Origin of the sequence: Agarivorans sp. TSD2052, assembly GCF_023238625.1 — a bacterium.
Classification (GTDB): Bacteria; Pseudomonadota; Gammaproteobacteria; order Enterobacterales; family Celerinatantimonadaceae; genus Agarivorans.
Genome location: NZ_CP096670.1, coordinates 1,113,973 through 1,131,899, shown reverse-complemented (window position 1 = coordinate 1,131,899; position 17,927 = coordinate 1,113,973). Strand labels below are relative to the sequence as shown.

The window sequence follows — 17,927 nt, the reverse complement described above, 5'->3', positions numbered from 1 at the left end:
AACAGTAATTTTGCTTTATGCCTCTTTTTAGCGGGTATACAAACTCTATACTTGAGCTATCTTTTCCCATTTAAGCAGGTACAACATGCAATACCGTCGATTAGGTCGCAGCGGCCTTCAAGTCAGTGAGTTTGGTTTGGGTTCTTGGGTGACCTTTGGCAAGCAAGTCGATTTAACTGCCGCTAAACACATTATGACGCGCGCTTATGATGCGGGCATCAATTTCTACGATAACGCCGAAGGCTATGAAAGCGGTGAAAGCGAACGTTTAATGGGGCAAGCCATTGAGCAGCTTGGCTGGTCACGAGATAGTTTTGTTGTGTCTAGCAAGGTCTTTTGGGGAGGAAACAAACCTACCCAGCGGGGCTTAAGCCGTAAACATGTATTTGATGCCTGCCATGCCGCACTAAAACGCTTACGAGTTGATTACTTGGATCTTTTTTATTGCCATCGGCCCGACGTCGATACCCCGATTTATGAAACAGTACGAGCTATGCATGACCTAGTATGCCAAGGTAAGGTGATGTACTGGGGCACTTCGGAGTGGAGCGCTCAGCAAATTACTGAAGCATGGGCGGTAGCTAAAGCTGAAAACTTGCACGCACCAGTCATGGAGCAACCACAATACAACATGATGGTGCGCGATAAAGTAGAGAGTGAATACCTGCCGCTTTATCAGTTAACCGGATTAGGCACGACAATCTTTTCACCTTTAGCCAGTGGTTTACTCACCGGTAAGTACTTAAATGGGGTACCAGAAAATAGCCGTTTAAGTTTGCCAGGTTACGAATGGCTGCGTGATATGCTAATTGGTGAAAACAACAAGTTAGAACAAATCTCTCAGCTTAATCAACTTGCCCAGCAGCTGGATATGCCACTACACCACTTAGCCTTAAACTGGTGTTTACGTATGCCACAAGTAAGCAGTGTTATTTTAGGCGTATCAAAATTAGAACAATTAAATGATAACCTGCAAGCTCTTGAGTTGTCGCAGCGCTTAGATTCAACGATATGGGATAAAGTCGATACTATTTTAGCCAATAAACCCGCTGGACTTGAGCGCTTCTAACATTAAACAAACAATAACAGGGCTTAGCATTGTCTAAGCCTTTAGATGATTACAATTAAAGACTAAATATAAAGCCTCATAAAATAATAAAGGGCTTGGTGCTCAGTAAACACCCTGCCTGCTAATTAAGTTGTTTCATATTAGTGTTGCTGAGTTCACACTTTTGTCACACAAATGCAAAAAAAACTCATTTGACCTTCCATAATCCAAAGCTTGTTATAGACTAATGTTAGCGCTCTTGCTGAGCGATAACACAACAATAAGTACTAAACGCTTAAACTGATTAGGGGCCTTAGGGCCCCTTTTATTTTATTGCGCAAAAAACGACGATACCTGCTTAAGCACTTGTTCTGAAATACCATTCCAATAACGCCAAGTATGTCCACCCTCAGCGGTCAAGTAAGAAAACTCAACCCCCTGCTGATTAAGTTGTTCAACTAAACGTCGATTAGATGGGTAACTGATTGAGTCATCCTCTCCACAAAACAGAGTAAGCTCAGCATCCAATGTGAAGTTCTGCCAACTAAAGCTGGGATACATTTCCATATCAAAATAACCACTAAGCGGCAACGAAAGGCCAAATTGCTTTGGGTACTTATGTGCTAAATAAAACGCACCTGCGCCACCCATTGATATACCACTAATAGCACTATAACCTGGCCCAGCCTTAACTTGATATTGCTCAGCAACATGAGGCAGCAGCTCCTGCATAATGAAACTTTCATGCTGTCCTTTGTAATAGCTGGTTCCTGCAGAAGGCATTAACACAATAAATGGTTCAATACTCTTATTGGCAATCATGTTATCCATTAAGTGTTGAATTTTACCGTCTATAATCCACTGCTTATAGTTATTGCCATAGCCATGCAATAACACCAGTAAGGGGTAATCTTGTTTCGAGGTGTGATAATTAGGAGGTAAATACAGGGCATAAGCGCTGGTTTGAGCTAGATGCTTACTGGCCAGATCCGCTTCAATAATATTGCCATGGGCTACTGCTGAATCTGCCTTTAAGAGTAAATCTTCTTCGCCAATAAGCAGTACAGAGTTAACTCCACCATGGCTGTCTGGCACCGAATGACTATTGTTCTGATCAGCGATCCAAGTCCCGTCTACGATAAATTTATACTGCCAAGCACCTGGAGCCAAATACAAGGTAATAGACCACAAGCCGTTTTCATCTGGCTGCATAGCAAACACATTGGGCCGCCAATCACTCATTTCCCCCGCTAAGTAAACCTGTTTGGCACCTTTAGCTGTGATACTAAAGGTATGAGCTTGGCTATTTTCGCTTGGAGAAAGCATGGGATGCTTTATCTGCATAGCAAATTCTCCAAGTTCCGCCTTAGCAGCCTCTTGGTCAGACAAAATACGTCCTGCTACCGAGGTAGTCCCCGAGCAACGATAGTTGGCGTCACTCCATTGCCAGTGATAAGCACCGTTAATGACTTGATTGTCGATTTCTGCGAGCGCCGATGAATAGGTGATGGTTCCGCCATTGGCTTGACCGCTGGGTAAAGACCAGGTAATTCCCTGCCCTTTAATGTCGCCTTGAATACCACCATCAATAGTTAATTGGCATTGGTTTTGATTCACGACAAACACTTGCTTAAAACGCTGACCAACACCACTGCAATTGCTGTCATCAACATTAGCAACCAGTTCCCAAGTACCTGCATAATTGTTACAGCTTGGTTGACCAATACTGACGCAGCCACCCATTAGCCATAATACAAAAAGCGGTATGACAATAAACCGCATCTTATCCATTTTTAATACTGTCCCTTTAAAACTTTGCTAACAATTCAATCAAAAGCATTGAAACATAGAGAGAAACAAACCAATAGTCACAATGTAAATGCTTGCGACTAAATCCATAAAAATATATGGTTTATTTAGCCAGCTACTTTTAGAGGGAGATTAATGAACTGGCAGCAATCCGTTCAATGGAATAGGTTCTCACCTTAGGGAAGGTAGCTTTATCAGCATCAAAGCTGACATGGGTAGCACTCGGTATTAGGTCCCCTGTTAAAGGCTCGAATTTTTGGCGGCAAAACGCGTTTACCAACACACACAACTATCAATCAACAATCGTTCTAAGTACCTAATCAAATAAGAGGCCCTTAGACCCCTTTATTTACTATTAAGCGAGACCTTAGCCGACTTTACTCATTAATGCCTTGCGATACTCCACAATATCTTCAATGCTTAGTACTGGCATAGCATGCAACTTAGCAAACGCTACAATCTCCGGTAAACGCGCCATGGTACCATCTGGCATGGTTACTTCACACAGCACTCCCGCCGGCTTTAAACCTGCTAAAGTCACCAAATCTACCGTTCCCTCGGTGTGGCCACGGCGAGTTAATACGCCGCCAGGCTGAGCACGTAACGGGTAAACATGACCAGGGCGCGCTAAATCGCTAGGTGTTGCGCCGTCGGCAATGGCGGTTTTTATGGTAGTCACTCGGTCTGCTGCAGATACACCGGTGGTTACACCCACTTTAGCTTCGATACTCACGGTAAAGGCTGTACCAAATTGGCTAGAGTTGTCGCTCACCATTGGCGGTAGATCTAATTGTTTTATTTTATCATCATTGATACACAGGCAAACAATACCGCTGCATTCGCGAATCAGCATAGCCATTTGTGCGTCAGTGAGGGTTTCGGCAGCAAAGATTAAATCGCCTTCGTTTTCGCGGTCTTCATCGTCAACCACCAGTACACCTTGGCCTAAGCGCAAGGCTGTAAGTGCGGCGTCAACGCGTTCGATAGCATTGCCATATTCGGCAAGTAGAGACTGATTCATGGTTAAAGTCCTTAATTACAACATTAGGTTTTCCAGAATCAGGGCGTGCAGGAATAGCACCATAAACAAGGTTTATGATTTGTTATCGGCAACAATTTAGTACCGCGCAGGCGCGCACTAATTACTTAGCATCACACAAAATGAATGCAAAACTATGCTGCTTGATTCTCTTCCATCCGGACTCATCACAGCCAAGCTGCAAATTACCGTCGGCTCTGGACTATTAGCTAGACAAAAAGCTAAGTCACCAGATCTGCTGACCCCAACTGCTGTTGGGCGCTCGCGGGCTTTTAGGGTTAAATAACACTAATTACCGCCGGTGGGGAGTTACACCCCGCCCTGAGAATTTGTTGGAATTGCTAGTACAAGTCCAACCAGTTAATGGTGCCTCGATTTATACATAAACACAATGCCGTACTGACGAAGAAAAAATAGAAGACGAAATATGATCGTACTTACACCAAATAACCTGCCCGTCTAGCATCATAGAGAACGCTGCTAGCACAAAGCTAATATGTATATTTATGACTCGCTATTCAAAAAAGAAACCACATTTCATTTCAACTCCCAACGCTGGTCATTGAAGTGGTAGCGCTGCAGTGAATTGGTCAAATATTCCAATACCGGTCCACCAGCATGACGTCGAGAAATCAAGCACCCTATAGATGTTAACCATCCATTATATTCATGAGCCACCGGCAAGGCGACAAGTTGACCTTGCTCAATCTTATGGTTGACCAACAACTCCGGTACGTTCGCCCAGCCAATCCCTTTTTGTGTTAATTCAACTAAGGTTTGGTGGGTATTTGCATACCAAATCACCGTACTTATTCCGTAGCTGAACCAAAGCTCTTTTTGTTGATAGCTTCGATGCACACACTGCCGGTACCTTTTCAAATCAGCGTCATGTACGATAGGTAATTGTGCCAATTCATGCTCAGGTGATGAAATCGTAAGAAAACGAGCTTGTCCCAGCAGAAAGAAATCCATGTCCACTTTTAACTCCCCATCGGCATAAACGATTCCTAAGTGAGCTTTACCGGTGCTAACCATGATTTCAACATCGAAGGTTGAGCTAGCGACTATCTCAATATTAGTGATTGGAAATTTCGCTGCCAGCGGTTCAAGTATTTGCAAAAAATCATCACTGATTAAACTCTCATCAATCGCAATCACTAATTCATGTTCATATTCATTACTTAACGATTCGACCTTTTGGTCAAAGTACTTCTGCTGATGCAGCAAAGACCTTGCTATCGGTAGCAGTGCTTTGGCATTCTCAGTGAGTTCTGGCGTATTTTTTTCACGGCTGAATAAGTCTTGATTAATGGCTATTTCTAAATTGGCAATTGCTTGGCTTACCCCTGACTGAGCGCGCTTTAATTTACGAGCTGCTGCCGAGAAAGACCCGCACTCACACACCGTGACAAAAACTTTTAGTTGCTCAAAGCTGTACATGGTGACCTTAATATTAGCGGGGACAGCCCAAGCTATCACTATTCGTGATAGTTGTTAACTTTATTTCGACATCGCGCCTGTCATAATCACGCTTCTTTAATAAACGCTTTCGCGGAGAAATTGTATGAGTACGTTAGAAAGAGTCTTTCACTCTGTGTTATTTGAACTATTAGCCGTGACTTTATCAATAACAGGCTTAGCCATATTCACTGAGCATGAACTGAGTTCACTATCAGGAACCATGGTAGTTATAGCTACAATAGCGATGGTCTGGAACTATGGGTTCAATTTAATTTTTGATCGTTTTGCAACAGGCGAAAAAAATAGACGCCCATTGTCGTTGCGTATTGCTCATGTCATCTTATTTGAAGCAGGCTTATTAGTGTTAACCATTCCAGTAATGGCGTACATTTTGAATGTCAGCTTATGGCAAGCCTTTGTGATGGACTTAGGAGTAACTGTATTTATAACCATTTATGCATTTATCTTTAACTTTAGTTACGACCATATAAGAGTGATAGTTCGACAAAACCTAATGACTAGAAAACACATTGAAGCGCTACGGTAGAAATCAAAGCCACATAATCAGTACAAACGCAGAGTAAAAAGGAGCCTTAAGGCTCCTTAAATTAGTACATACTGAAGTGCTTAAACCCTGCGATATGGCAGGTATATAGGCTCCCACATGTGTTCAGCCAGCTCTTTTTCTATATCTTTACCGCTTAAACAGCCTTCTGGGTCGGTTAGCTGAATTTGCTCCAAAATAGCTTTTGCCACAACGCTAGACACGTCTTTTAACTTGCGCATTCTTGGGAATACGCAGCCGCTGTCTAAATCTTCTTGCGATACATACTCTGCCAAAGCAAATGAAGCGGTAGTGAACATTTCCATAGTGATTTTGCTCACCCCAGAAACGATAGTCGCTAAACCTACAGCAGGGAAAATAAATACATTATTACCTTGGCCAATACGGTAGGTTTGGCCTTTGTATTCAACGTCGTCAAATGGGCTACCAGTAGCCACAATCGCTTGGCCATTACTCCACTTGTATACGTCTTCTGGCAATGCTTCACAGTTGTCGGTTGGATTAGATAATGGAAACACCATTGGGCGTGTTGTATATTCCAGCATCTTCTTCACGTGGCTTTCTTTAAATGCACCACCCACGCCGCTACAGCCTAGCAATACGGTAACCGGCGTATTGTCGATAAGCTCGCCTAAGCTGGCTTTGCCTTCTTCGGCCAGTGTCCAGTTTTGTGCTAGCTCAAAAGGCTTGGCGTAGCGTTTTTTATATTCATCTAGATCAGCGCGATTATCAAATACTACCCCGCGAGAATCTAAAATGAAAATACGGTCTCGCGCCTCTTGATGATTAATGCCTTCTTTAAGAAGGCCTGCAAATATTTGGTCAGCAACGCCAACCCCACCCGCACCAGCGCCATATACCGCGTATACTTGCTCACCTAAGGTTTCATTCTTTATTTTAGTCGCGCCAATAACACCCGCTAGCACTACTGAACCCGTACCTTGAATATCATCGTTAAATGAAGGCAGCTCATCTTCATACTGAGACAAATTATCGAAAGCGTTAGATTTACTAAAGTCTTCCCATTGCAATACAGCTTCTGGGAAATGCAGCTTAGTTTGCGCCACAAACTTCTCGATGAAATCTTTATACTCTTGACCGCGCATCCGTTTTTTAGGAAGCCCTAAGTACATGGGGTCATCGAGTAAGTCTTGATTGTCGGTACCTACGTCTAGAGCAATAGGTAAACAGCGTGCTGGGTGGATGCCTGCGCCCAAGGTGTATAACGAAAGCTTACCAATAGGAATGCCCATACCGCCAATGCCTAAATCGCCTAAACCAAGGATGCCTTGGCTATCGGTAACAACGATAATTTTAATGTCTTTACCGGCAAAGTGACGCGCCATGTCGCCCATTTGATCTACATTCTCGGCGGTAATGTATAAACCACGGTCTTTTTGATAGCGGTGGCTAAACTCCTGACAAGCTTTGCCTACGGTTGGCGTATAAATAATGGGGGCCATTTCCTCGATATGGCGAGACACTAACGCATAGAACAAGGTCTCATTTCGGTCTTGTAGGGCTCGCAAATACTGGTATTGCTCGATATCGCTACAGGCGCTTAAAAACCCTTGGTAAACACGTTTTAATTGGTCTTCAAAGGTTTGCGGTTTAGGTGGCAATAAACCGGCTAAATTAAAAGCTTCACGTTCTTCAAAACTAAAAGCCGAGCTTTTATTTAAGGTTCGATCGTTAAGCAAAGCATTACCAGATAGTGAAACAGGGCGAAACTCATTCCCGTTTTCATCTTTCCAGCGTAAATATTTACCAGTGGCCATGACGTCCTCCAAGACAGCGAGTGAAAAAAATCGCGCAAAAGGTAAATGATAAATGATCCCGCTGATTCTGTACGCTATTTCCTTAAAAAACGGCCTTTTTTTTGCACCCACTTCGGCAATATGCAATATCCCTAATTTTTAACACGAAGCAATGACAACAAATTGGCCAAGCTGATATACAATTTAACCTATTATTCTTACTAAATGATTTCGCTTTGAGACAATCTCCTTTTGAAGTTAAACGAAACTTCATCATTAAATTGGGTAAAGCCCTGCACAAATATGGAACCCCTGCATTTCGCTTGGAATCTCACCTACGCAATGTGGCTGAGACTCTAGGTTTAAATGGCTATTTTTTGGTAACCCCAACCTCGCTAACATTTGTATTGTGGGCGCCTGATGATACGCAAGAATACAACTATGTGATGCGGGTAAAACCTGGTGAAATCGATTTAGGCATGCTGGCCAGAACCAACCAGTTAGTCGTTAAAGTGAGTAACGAGGAGATTAGTTTAGGCGAAGCCATGGATGCGTTAAATCGCTGGGAACAATATCCTGCTGTTCATTCACCACTAACCATGTTGCTCGCTTTTGCCGTTACCGGTGGCGCATTTGCTATGCTAATGTCGGCCAACTGGACCACTATTTTGTGGGCTAGCTTACTCAGTATTATTTCATTTTATCTAGCCTACCGCGCTGAGCATTCAAAAGGCATCAATGAAGCCTTGGAGCCGGTAGCTGCGCTGCTCTGTTCATTTATAGCAGTAAGCATCGCCCAACTAGAGCCACAGATAGATATACCGATCGTTATCCTTTCCTCGATTATCATCTTTATACCCGGATTATCACTAACCCTAGGTTTAAGCGAATTAGCCGCGAGAGAGTTAATTTCAGGCACAGCTAGAGTGATGGATGGTGTAATGGTGCTGTTTAAGCTCTATTTTGGCGCCGTATTGGGGATGGCTATTGGTTCGTTGGTATGGGGGCAGGTAGACCTGCATGTTGTAACGGTAAGCGACTGGTGGATAAAGTGGCTAGGGGTAGTGTTATTATCTTTGGGACTCACCATTGTGTTTAAAGTGCGCCGTAAAGATATGGTTTGGGGAGTACTGTCGGGGGTGATTGCTTACGCAGCGGCCTTTGCGGGTAGTTTCTATTTAGGCGATGCTCTAGGCCCCTTTATTGGTGCATTTGTCGTGGGAGTATATGCAAACCTGTTCGCAAAGCTGACCAAGTCGCCTGCATCAGTGGTATTACTACAAGGAATCGTATTGCTGGTCCCAGGGAGCAAAGCCTATATCAGTTTAAATTCGATGGTACTGGGTCAATCGATGGTGAGCATTCCAAATATTGGTTCACAAACGTTTTTGATTTTCATGTCTATAGTGGCCGGCATTCTGTTCGCTAATGTTGCAGTCCCTCAGCGCAGCTCTCTTTAAACATAACAATAAGCGATGATTACCATCGTGAAACAGTAGAAATGAAAAAAACGCTTAAGCTAGCACGGGCTTAAGCGTTGGAAAATTGTCGAACATTAATATGTAAATTCACTAGACCAAATAACTGAATAATTAAGTCCGACATCACCTAAATCGATACTTTAACGAGAACTTCTATAAAAATTACTCTGCAACTTCGCCATTTTCAGGCTGAACGTTGATTTCTATGTTGGCAAATTCGGCTTGACTCAAAACACCATCATTATCGGTATCAAGCTCAGCCCACACTTCTCCCAGAATAGGTAACTGTGCCGCTTCCTCTTGGCTTACTACCATATCTTGGTTGGTATCTAAGTCATTAAATACGTCACTATTTGCTGAAGCAAGGCTTGCGACACATAGGGCTAACATTGGAAAAGTATATTTAATTTTCATGGTAAAACTCCTTTTAAAAATCTATTACATTGGTTTTGACATCGGTATGGCTACTCGCTTAATAAGCAGCGCGGCAATAGACATATAGCAAGGCTTGAACCAATATTTAAAAAAAGATAAAAAACAATAACTTAATACCGAAACTCTAGTTGACAGCGCTATAAAGCTGTTGCTGTTTAGAGACACCTTTTTTGCCAAACAAACAAACAAACACGCCAGCACTGACTTAGGGGGTGTCTCTATATTGCGCCACCTTCGTGGCTACACTTTAGCCAAAGGTAAATTACAGCAATAAATTCAATAGCTTAATTAGACCATGGCGAGATAATCACTGAGTGCTACACTGGCTGTAACAGCCTAGTGGAAGGAAGCCCCATGTTGATTCGTAGTGTATTAGCCCTACTACTCACCTTTAATAGTTATGTCGTCGCAGGTAAACAAACTGCAGATTCGTTTGCACCTGAAGCCGCCAGTGGTTTGCAGAAAAAGCCATCAGTCATAGCCCACAAATTTATGGTCTCAGCCGCCAACCCTTTAGCTGTAGAGGCTGGTTACGAGGTATTGAAAGCTGGCGGTTCTGCGGTTGATTCAATGATCGCAGTGCAAACGGTGCTAGGTTTAGTTGAACCGCAATCTTCTGGTATCGGCGGCGGAGCATTTGTCGTCTATTATGACGCAACAAAGAAAGAACTAACCAGCTTTGATGCCCGAGAAACCGCGCCAGCAAATACCAATGGAACATTATTTTTAGATGATAACGGCCACCCCCTAAAGTTTTATGATGCTGTTGTTAGCGGCAGCTCTGTCGGTACTCCAGGGGTGGTAGCTTTATTTGAGAAGCTGCATATGGCTTATGGAAAAACTCAATGGGAGCGGTTATTTCAACCCGCAATAAGCTTGGCCAAGGAAGGATTTAGAGTAAGCCCCCGCTTAGCCTTATTGGTGGCTGGCGATGAACAACGCTTAAAGCGCTTTAACAGCACTCGAGATTACTTTTTAAAGGGCGGAAGTCAGCCAATTAAAGAAGGTGATTTACTTAAAAATACCGATTACGCCACTACCTTAAGCTTAATCGCCTCTCAAGGGGCTAAAGGCTTTTACCAAGGTGATACCGCTAAAGCCATCGTTTCAGCGGTCCAGCAAGCCAGCGATAAATCGGGTTTATTATCTGAAGAAGACTTAGCGAATTATCACGTGATTGAACGGCCTCCTATTTGCGTCAGTTACCACCAATATTCCATTTGTGGCATGGGGCCGCCGAGCTCAGGGGCAAGTACTCTAGGGCAGATAATGGGCATATCTTCCTATTTCCCATTAAAACAATGGGGGCCGAATAATACCCAGAGCTGGCGGATACTGGGTGATGCCTCTCGTTTAGCTTTCGCAGACAGAGCGAAATACTTAGCCGATAGTGACTTCGTAGACGTGCCTACCACTGCTTTGTTAGACAAACAATACCTCACGCTGCGTGCAAAGTTGCTAGAGCAGGATAAGGCTTTAGAACACGCTCTTGCCGGTGACCTACTGTCATTAAGCGCTCAAGCGCTAGACCAATCAATAGAACTCCCCTCAACTAGCCACATAAGTATCGTTGATCAAGACGGTAATGTTCTATCAATGACCAGCAGTATAGAAAATGCCTTTGGTTCTAGAGTGTTGGTAAAAGGCTTTTTACTAAATAACCAATTAACCGACTTCTCCTTTGTGGCTGAGAAAAATGGTCAACTTGTGGCCAACCGAGTAGAGCCCAAAAAACGGCCACGATCTTCAATGGCTCCTACGATTGTCTTTGAGAATGATCTCCCCATTATCGCCATTGGTTCGCCAGGAGGCAGCAGCATTATAGGCTATGTCGCGCAAACCTTAGTAGGGCATTTAAGCTGGGGCATGAGCCTGCAGCAAGCTATAGAACAGCCACACCTCAACAACAGGTTTGGCACCTACGAACTAGAAGCCAATACCTCAGCCGTTCTACAACAAAACGCCTTAGAAGCCATCGGCTATAAAACACAAATTAAAGATATGACATCTGGTTTGCAAGGAATAAGGATCTACCCTGATAAACTAGTAGGAACATCAGACCCAAGGCGCGAAGGCATTGCCAAAGGAGATTAAAAAAACATCTAGAGCTGGTAGTTTTGCAAAAAGTTGTTACCTTTAGTTAACATGTGCAAGCCACTCCGCGAGATGATTTTGGACAGGCAAGGAAGATTGATGTCAAAAACTAAAGGGTTATACCTGCTAATTTTGCTTTTTACATCACTTATGTTGAGCGCCTGCGGTAACGATGACTCGGCCCCCAAAATCACGGTAGACGCGGGTCAAAACCTAAGTATCAACGAGAACCAAGTGGTTGAAGTAACGGGGGTCTTACAAGACCCGCGAATGAAGCTTTCTGGAGCAGCTTGGAGCCAGCGCTCAGGCATTAGCGTTGATTTAACTCATTCTAAAGACTTACTACTAACCTTTGTTGCCCCCACTGTTAGCCAAACCGAAATATTAACTTTTGAGTTAAGTGCAAGCTCTGAATCCGGCGAGCTCTACTCCGATACCCTTGAAGTAACAGTACTCAACGTTAATCAACCGCCGCAAATTGATTTAGTTGATACCCTGCAGGTAGCAGAACAACGCACAATTAAGCTACAAGCTCAGGTGACCGATGCAGATTCTGATAGTCAATCGATTACTTACCAGTGGCGGCAAATCCCCTTCAACAATCAAGCTCAGCTAACCACCTCTGAAACTAACACAACTGAATTAAGCGTAAATATTCCTGCGCTTAGTTCAGCGCAAAGTTATCAATTTGAGCTGAGTGTAAGCGATGAACAACAAGCCACTAATAGCAAAGTTATTACACTGGAAGCTTTCCCTGTATTACAAGGCAGAATTATAGATGATCCCATTAGCCAATCTACCGTTAGCTTAAAAGATTGGCATAGCGGTGCGCTGATAGCCGAGACACAAAGTGATGAGACAGGGTATTTTGAGTTTTTATTGGATAATACCAGTCGTTATTTTTTAGTTGAATCCAGTGGCGGTTTGATAAACGGTGAAGCTTTTCTTGGTAGATTGAGCAGCGGATGCGAATTAACGAACCGAAAACAATGTAACCTTACGCCAATTTCTAGCCTAATACTGAACTACGCAACAAGAAACGATTTACGAGAACTTAGTCAGCAAAGTCAGTGGGTAGATGATATTGAAGCACTCATTGGTGAGATAAGCCCAGACCCATTCCTAAGTGGCGAAAATAATAATATTAATGTAGCAAGCATTCGCACAATACTCGGAAGCCAAGGGGAAAACATTCAAACGTGGCTCAATCAAGTGGTTGATTACATCGATGAACCCAACAATAGCCAGTTCAAACAACAAATCGAACAATCTTTTAACTACCTGAACTTCCTCCCTATCGTTAACGCCGGTAACGACCAAAGCGTCAATGAACAAAGCATGGTAATACTGAATGCCAATGCCAGTGATATCAATGGCGCTATTGCTAGCTTCGCTTGGACGCAGCTTAGTGGTACAAACGTAAGTTTAAGTAACCCAAATACCGCGATAGCGAGTTTTGCCTCGCCGGCTGTGATCGCCGCAGAAACTTTAGTATTTCAAATAACAGTTGCAGATACTGAAGGGGGGATCGCTACCGACTCCGTCTCTGTTAGCGTAAACCCCATAAATACGGCCCCACTAATCGCCGATAGCGCAGCTCAAAGTGTTAATGAGCAAGCCAGCGTAGTGTTAAGTGTTGATGCTACCGATGTTGACGGCCGTATTGTTAGCTACGCATGGACACAACTTAGCGGCACAAACGTAACTCTAAGTAACACGAATACCGCTATCACCAGTTTTACCTCCCCCGCCTTAATCACGACAGAAAACTTGGTATTTCAAGTTCTGGTTACCGATAACGAAGGCATGAGCACAATTGGCATGGTTTCGGTCACGGTAAATCCGATAAACACCGCCCCAATAGCCACTGCAGGCGCAGATCAAACGGTGAATGAGCAAACCAGCGTAGTGTTAAGTGTTGAGGCTACCGATGTTGACGGCCTTATTGTTAGCTACGTATGGACACAACTTAGTGGTAGCAATGTAACCCTGAACGATGCTAATAGCGCTATAGCTGACTTTACCTCCCCTACCTTAATCGCGACTGAAAACTTGGTATTTCAAGTTCTGGTTACCGATAACGAAGGACTGAGAGCTAGCGATACGGTTTCAGTTAGCGTAAACCCAGTAAATACCGCTCCGATAGTCTCTGCCGGCGTTGCTCAAACTGTGAATGAGCAAACGAACGTGGCCTTGAGTGGCGTCGCCAGTGATGCCGATGGCAGTATCACCAGCTACGCTTGGGCTCAACTTAGTGGTAGCAGTGTAACCCTGAACGATGCGAATAGTTCAATAGCAAGCTTCACCTCACCAACCCTGACCACCGCAGACACCTTAGTCTTTCAGATTACCGTTACTGACGATGAAGGGGCTGTAATTAGCGATACGGTTTCAGTTAGCGTAAATCCAGTAAATACCGCCCCGACAGTCTCTGCCGGCGTTGCTCAAACTGTGAATGAGCAAACGAACGTGGCCTTGAGTGGTGTCGCCAGCGATGCCGATGGCAGTATCGCCAGCTACGCTTGGGCTCAACTTAGTGGTAGCAGTGTAACCCTGAACGATGCGAATAGCGCAAATGCAAGCTTCACTTCACCAACCCTGACCACCGCAGACACCTTAGTCTTTCAGATTACCGTTACTGACGATGAGGGGGCTGTAATTAGCGATACGGTTGCGGTTAGCGTAAACCCAGTAAATACCGCTCCGACAGTCTCTGCCGGCGTTGCTCAAACTGTGAATGAGCAAACGAACGTGGCCTTGAGTGGCGTCGCCAGCGATGCCGATGGCAGTATCACCAGCTACGCTTGGGCTCAACTTAGTGGTAGCAGTGTAACCCTGAACGATGCCAATAGCGCTATAGCAAGCTTCACCTCACCCACTATTATTGCCCCAGAAACCTTAGTCTTTCAGATTACCGTTACTGACGATGAAGGGGCTGTAATTAGCGATACGGTTGCGGTTAGCGTAAACCCAGTAAATACCGCTCCGATAGTCTCTGCCGGCGTTGCTCAAACTGTGAATGAGCAAACGAACGTGGCCTTGAGTGGCGTCGCCAGCGATGCCGATGGCAGTATCGCCAGCTACGCTTGGGCTCAACTTAGTGGCACAAACGTCAACCTGAGTAATCCTAATAGCGCAAATGCAAGCTTCACCTCACCCACTATTATTGCCCCAGAAACCTTAGTCTTTCAGATTACCGTTACTGACGATGAGGGGGCTGTAATTAGCGATACGGTTGCGGTTAGCGTAAACCCAGTAAATACCGCTCCGACAGTCTCTGCCGGCATTGCTCAAACTGTGAATGAGCAAACTAACGTGGCCTTGAGTGGCGTCGCCAGCGATGCCGATGGCAGTATCGCCAGCTACGCTTGGGCTCAACTTAGTGGCACAAACGTCAACCTGAGTAATCCTAATAGCGCAAATGCAAGCTTCACCTCACCAACCCTGACCACCGCAGACACCTTAGTCTTTCAGATTACCGTTACTGACGATGAGGGGGCTGTAATTAGCGATACGGTTGCGGTTAGCGTAAACCCAGTAAATACCGCTCCGATAGTCTCTGCCGGCGTTGCTCAAACTGTGAATGAGCAAACTAACGTGGCCTTGAGTGGCGTCGCCAGCGATGCCGATGGCAGTATCGCCAGCTACGCTTGGGCTCAACTTAGTGGCACAAACGTCAACCTGAGTAATCCTAATAGCGCAAATGCAAGCTTCACCTCACCAACCCTGACCACCGCAGACACCTTAGTCTTTCAGATTACCGTTACTGACGATGAGGGGGCTGTAATTAGCGATACGGTTTCAGTTAGCGTAAACCCGGTAAATACCGTACCGACAGTCTCAGCCGGCGCGTCCCAAAGTGTTAATGAGCAAACTAGCGTGGTGATATACGCAGACGCCAATGATGCCGATGGCAACATTGCCACCTATAGTTGGACACAGCTTAGTGGTACGAACGTAAGCCTGAGCACAGCAGATAAAGCAATAGCAAGTTTCACCGCCCCTACTCTCTTATCTTCTGAGACCTTAGTATTTCAAATAACAGTGACCGATAATGAAGGCGAGAGTGTTACCGATACCCTTTCAATTAGCGTAAACCCAATAAACACTGGGCCAATAGTGACTACTGGAGCAGATCAAAGTGTTAATGAGCAAACTAGCGTGATGTTAACCGTGAACGCTAGCGATGCCGATGGCAATATTGCTAGCTATACCTGGACACAGCTTAGTGGCACCAATATAAGCCTGAGCGATGCAAACACCGCAATCGCTAGTTTTACCTCCCCCACTATAGTGACATCAGAAAATTTGGTCTTTCAAGTACTCGTTACCGATAACGAAGGTGAAAGTCAAATCGGTTTGACACGAGTAACTGTAAACCCGGTAAATACCGCCCCAACTGTTTCAGCAGGTAACGACCAAACTATTGATGAACAAAACAATGTATCGCTGAATGCAACAGCCAACGATACCGATGGCAGCATTGCCACTTATCAGTGGCAGCAAACCGCTGGAGTGACAGTTAGCCTACAAGATGCCAATACAGAAAATGCCAGCTTTATAGCCCCTGAAGTGAGCGGCGATAGCGTTGTACAACTTGAAGTAACCGTAACAGACAACGAAGGGATTAGCGTCAGTGACAACGTAAGTATTACCATTGCTAATAACTTCTCCCCCACGGCTGACATTATCGCTCCCATTCTGGTAAGGGAAACTGAATTAGTTGTATTAGACGGCAGCGGATCGACTGACACTGAAACAGCAAATTTGCAGTACGAATGGCAACAAACCGACAATAGCGGTATTAGCATTGCTTTTGCAGATAGTAGCCTTGAACAACTTCAATTTACTGCTCCAAATGTTACCACTTCGATAGTAGTCGCTATTTCCTTAACAGTCAGCGATGAAGGTGGCAAAACCGCGACTAACGAAGTAAGCATTGCGCTAACGCCAAGTAATACCAACTTAGCGCCAATTAACGATACTGGGATTAGTACCTGTGCAGATTATGCCTTCGGCGCCAGTGAGTCTCATCAAAATTCAGTTGATTGTAATCTGACCACCGATGCCGATGGTGACTCGGTCCCTCAAGATCAAGACGGTCACGTTGGAAGAGACATTAACGCCTCAAATAACGATGATGGAAAACTCGGCTTTAGCTTTATTAAATTAGATAGCCAAGGGCAAGCTCTAAATGCAGATGCCACCTCTTGGTCCTGTGTATTAGATACTGTGACTGAGCTAATATGGGAGGTCAAAACCACCGACAGTGGCTTACAAGACATTCACCATAACTATAGCTGGTTAGACAATAACAATAGCCAAAATGGCGGCAACAGTGGTGGCGCTGATGCAGGTAGTTGCGTAGGTACATGTGATACCGAAAGTTATGTGAATAGCGTAAATGCCCTAAGTTTGTGTGGTTTAACTAACTGGCGAGTGCCTGCATATCCAGAGCTACAATCCTTAGTTGACTATAGCCAAACTAATTTCGCCATAGAAAACGATTACTTTCCAAACACAGATAACGATGGGTACTGGACATCAACCACGCTATCCCAATTCAACAGTGCAGCATGGAGAGTGAATTTCAATTTAACTATTGATAGACTTCCATTTGCGCTTAAGTCTACCACTTTACCTGTGAGGCTAGTTCATGACCTTCCTTAAACTGAAATTGAACACCGCGAATTCCGATACGCAATTATCAAGAAATTTCTCTCTTGGATGCTTAGTCATTGTTACCGCTTGTTTGTTAACACCTCTACCCGCTCTCAGTGCTAGCATTTGCTTGGCATCATCACCATTAACTGCGCCAGATAGCCGCTTTGTTGATAACAACGACCAAACTATTTCAGACCAAGAAACCAATTTGATGTGGGCACGCTGTAGCGTAGGAAGAACTTGGGATGGCAGCACCTGCACTGGTGCAGCGCTAAGCCTAACCTGGAAACAAGCCGTTGAAGAGGGCCCCAACTCAACACTCGCTGGATACAACGATTGGCGCCTACCTAATGTAAAAGAACTCAGCCACCTAATAGAATACAGCTGTTATGACCCAGCGATTAACGAGAACATCTTTCCCTCTGCTTTAGGGGTTTCGATACCTTATTGGACAGCAACCCCTGATAGCCTTACTACAACCAAAGCTTGGTTTATCAAATTTATTAGTGGCGAAATAGACTTAGATAAAAAAGACGATGATTATGCAGTGCGCTTAGTAAGAGGCGGATTGTAA

11 protein-coding genes and 1 riboswitch are annotated in these 17,927 nt (G+C 44.5%); of the genes, 6 read left to right on the top strand and 5 right to left on the bottom strand.

Annotated elements, in window-relative coordinates; translation table 11 throughout:
- Positions 1 to 85: 85 nt before the first annotated feature.
- The gene (locus M0C34_RS05090) at positions 86 to 1,069 is read left to right on the top strand and encodes an aldo/keto reductase (protein WP_248714573.1); all 984 of its coding nucleotides are present in this window, start codon (positions 86 to 88) and stop codon (positions 1,067 to 1,069) included.
- A gap of 309 nt (positions 1,070 to 1,378) precedes the next feature.
- On the opposite strand, the gene M0C34_RS05085 is transcribed toward M0C34_RS05090, so the two are convergent.
- From M0C34_RS05085 to M0C34_RS05075, 3 genes are all read right to left on the bottom strand, one after another.
- Positions 1,379 to 2,839, bottom strand: a complete 1,461-nt coding sequence (locus M0C34_RS05085; RefSeq protein ID WP_248714572.1) for an alpha/beta hydrolase-fold protein — start codon at positions 2,837 to 2,839, stop codon at positions 1,379 to 1,381.
- Positions 2,840 to 3,224: 385 nt separating this feature from the next.
- Positions 3,225 to 3,878, bottom strand: coding sequence for a 3,4-dihydroxy-2-butanone-4-phosphate synthase (gene ribB / locus M0C34_RS05080; protein ID WP_248714571.1), 654 nt, complete (start codon positions 3,876 to 3,878; stop codon positions 3,225 to 3,227).
- A gap of 160 nt (positions 3,879 to 4,038) precedes the next feature.
- Positions 4,039 to 4,229, bottom strand: a riboswitch (FMN riboswitch).
- A gap of 204 nt (positions 4,230 to 4,433) precedes the next feature.
- Entirely contained in the window at positions 4,434 to 5,336 is a 903-nt protein-coding gene (locus M0C34_RS05075) for a LysR family transcriptional regulator (protein WP_248714570.1), read from the bottom strand.
- 124 nt (positions 5,337 to 5,460) lie between these two features.
- Between M0C34_RS05075 and M0C34_RS05070 the strand changes: the two genes are divergently transcribed.
- Positions 5,461 to 5,904 carry a PACE efflux transporter gene (locus M0C34_RS05070; protein ID WP_248714569.1) on the top strand — a complete coding sequence of 148 codons (444 nt, stop codon included), beginning with the start codon at positions 5,461 to 5,463 and terminating at the stop codon, positions 5,902 to 5,904.
- Between the two features lie 80 nt (positions 5,905 to 5,984).
- Here M0C34_RS05070 and M0C34_RS05065 read toward each other — a convergent pair whose 3' ends face one another.
- The gene (locus tag M0C34_RS05065; RefSeq protein WP_248714568.1) at positions 5,985 to 7,700 is read right to left on the bottom strand and encodes an NAD-dependent malic enzyme; all 1,716 of its coding nucleotides are present in this window, start codon (positions 7,698 to 7,700) and stop codon (positions 5,985 to 5,987) included.
- A 215-nt stretch (positions 7,701 to 7,915) separates the two neighbouring features.
- On the opposite strand from M0C34_RS05065, the gene M0C34_RS05060 reads away from it, so the two are divergent.
- Positions 7,916 to 9,139 (top strand): threonine/serine exporter family protein, encoded by a 1,224-nt coding sequence (locus M0C34_RS05060; RefSeq protein ID WP_248714567.1) that lies wholly within the window; start codon positions 7,916 to 7,918, stop codon positions 9,137 to 9,139.
- Positions 9,140 to 9,322: 183 nt separating this feature from the next.
- On the opposite strand, the gene M0C34_RS05055 is transcribed toward M0C34_RS05060, so the two are convergent.
- Positions 9,323 to 9,574: an EF-hand domain-containing protein gene (locus M0C34_RS05055; RefSeq protein ID WP_248714566.1), complete on the bottom strand. Its 252-nt coding sequence runs from the start codon at positions 9,572 to 9,574 to the stop codon at positions 9,323 to 9,325.
- A 375-nt stretch (positions 9,575 to 9,949) separates the two neighbouring features.
- Between M0C34_RS05055 and ggt the strand changes: the two genes are divergently transcribed.
- The 3 genes from ggt (at position 9,950) to M0C34_RS05040 (ending at position 17,927) form a co-directional block, all read left to right on the top strand.
- Positions 9,950 to 11,689, top strand: a complete 1,740-nt coding sequence (gene ggt, locus M0C34_RS05050; protein ID WP_248714565.1) for a gamma-glutamyltransferase — start codon at positions 9,950 to 9,952, stop codon at positions 11,687 to 11,689.
- A 99-nt stretch (positions 11,690 to 11,788) separates the two neighbouring features.
- The gene (locus M0C34_RS05045; RefSeq protein ID WP_248714564.1) at positions 11,789 to 17,359 is read left to right on the top strand and encodes an Lcl C-terminal domain-containing protein; all 5,571 of its coding nucleotides are present in this window, start codon (positions 11,789 to 11,791) and stop codon (positions 17,357 to 17,359) included.
- Positions 17,346 to 17,927, top strand: coding sequence for an Lcl C-terminal domain-containing protein (locus tag M0C34_RS05040; RefSeq protein ID WP_248714563.1), 582 nt, complete (start codon positions 17,346 to 17,348; stop codon positions 17,925 to 17,927). The genes M0C34_RS05045 and M0C34_RS05040 overlap by 14 nt, the downstream gene beginning before the upstream one ends.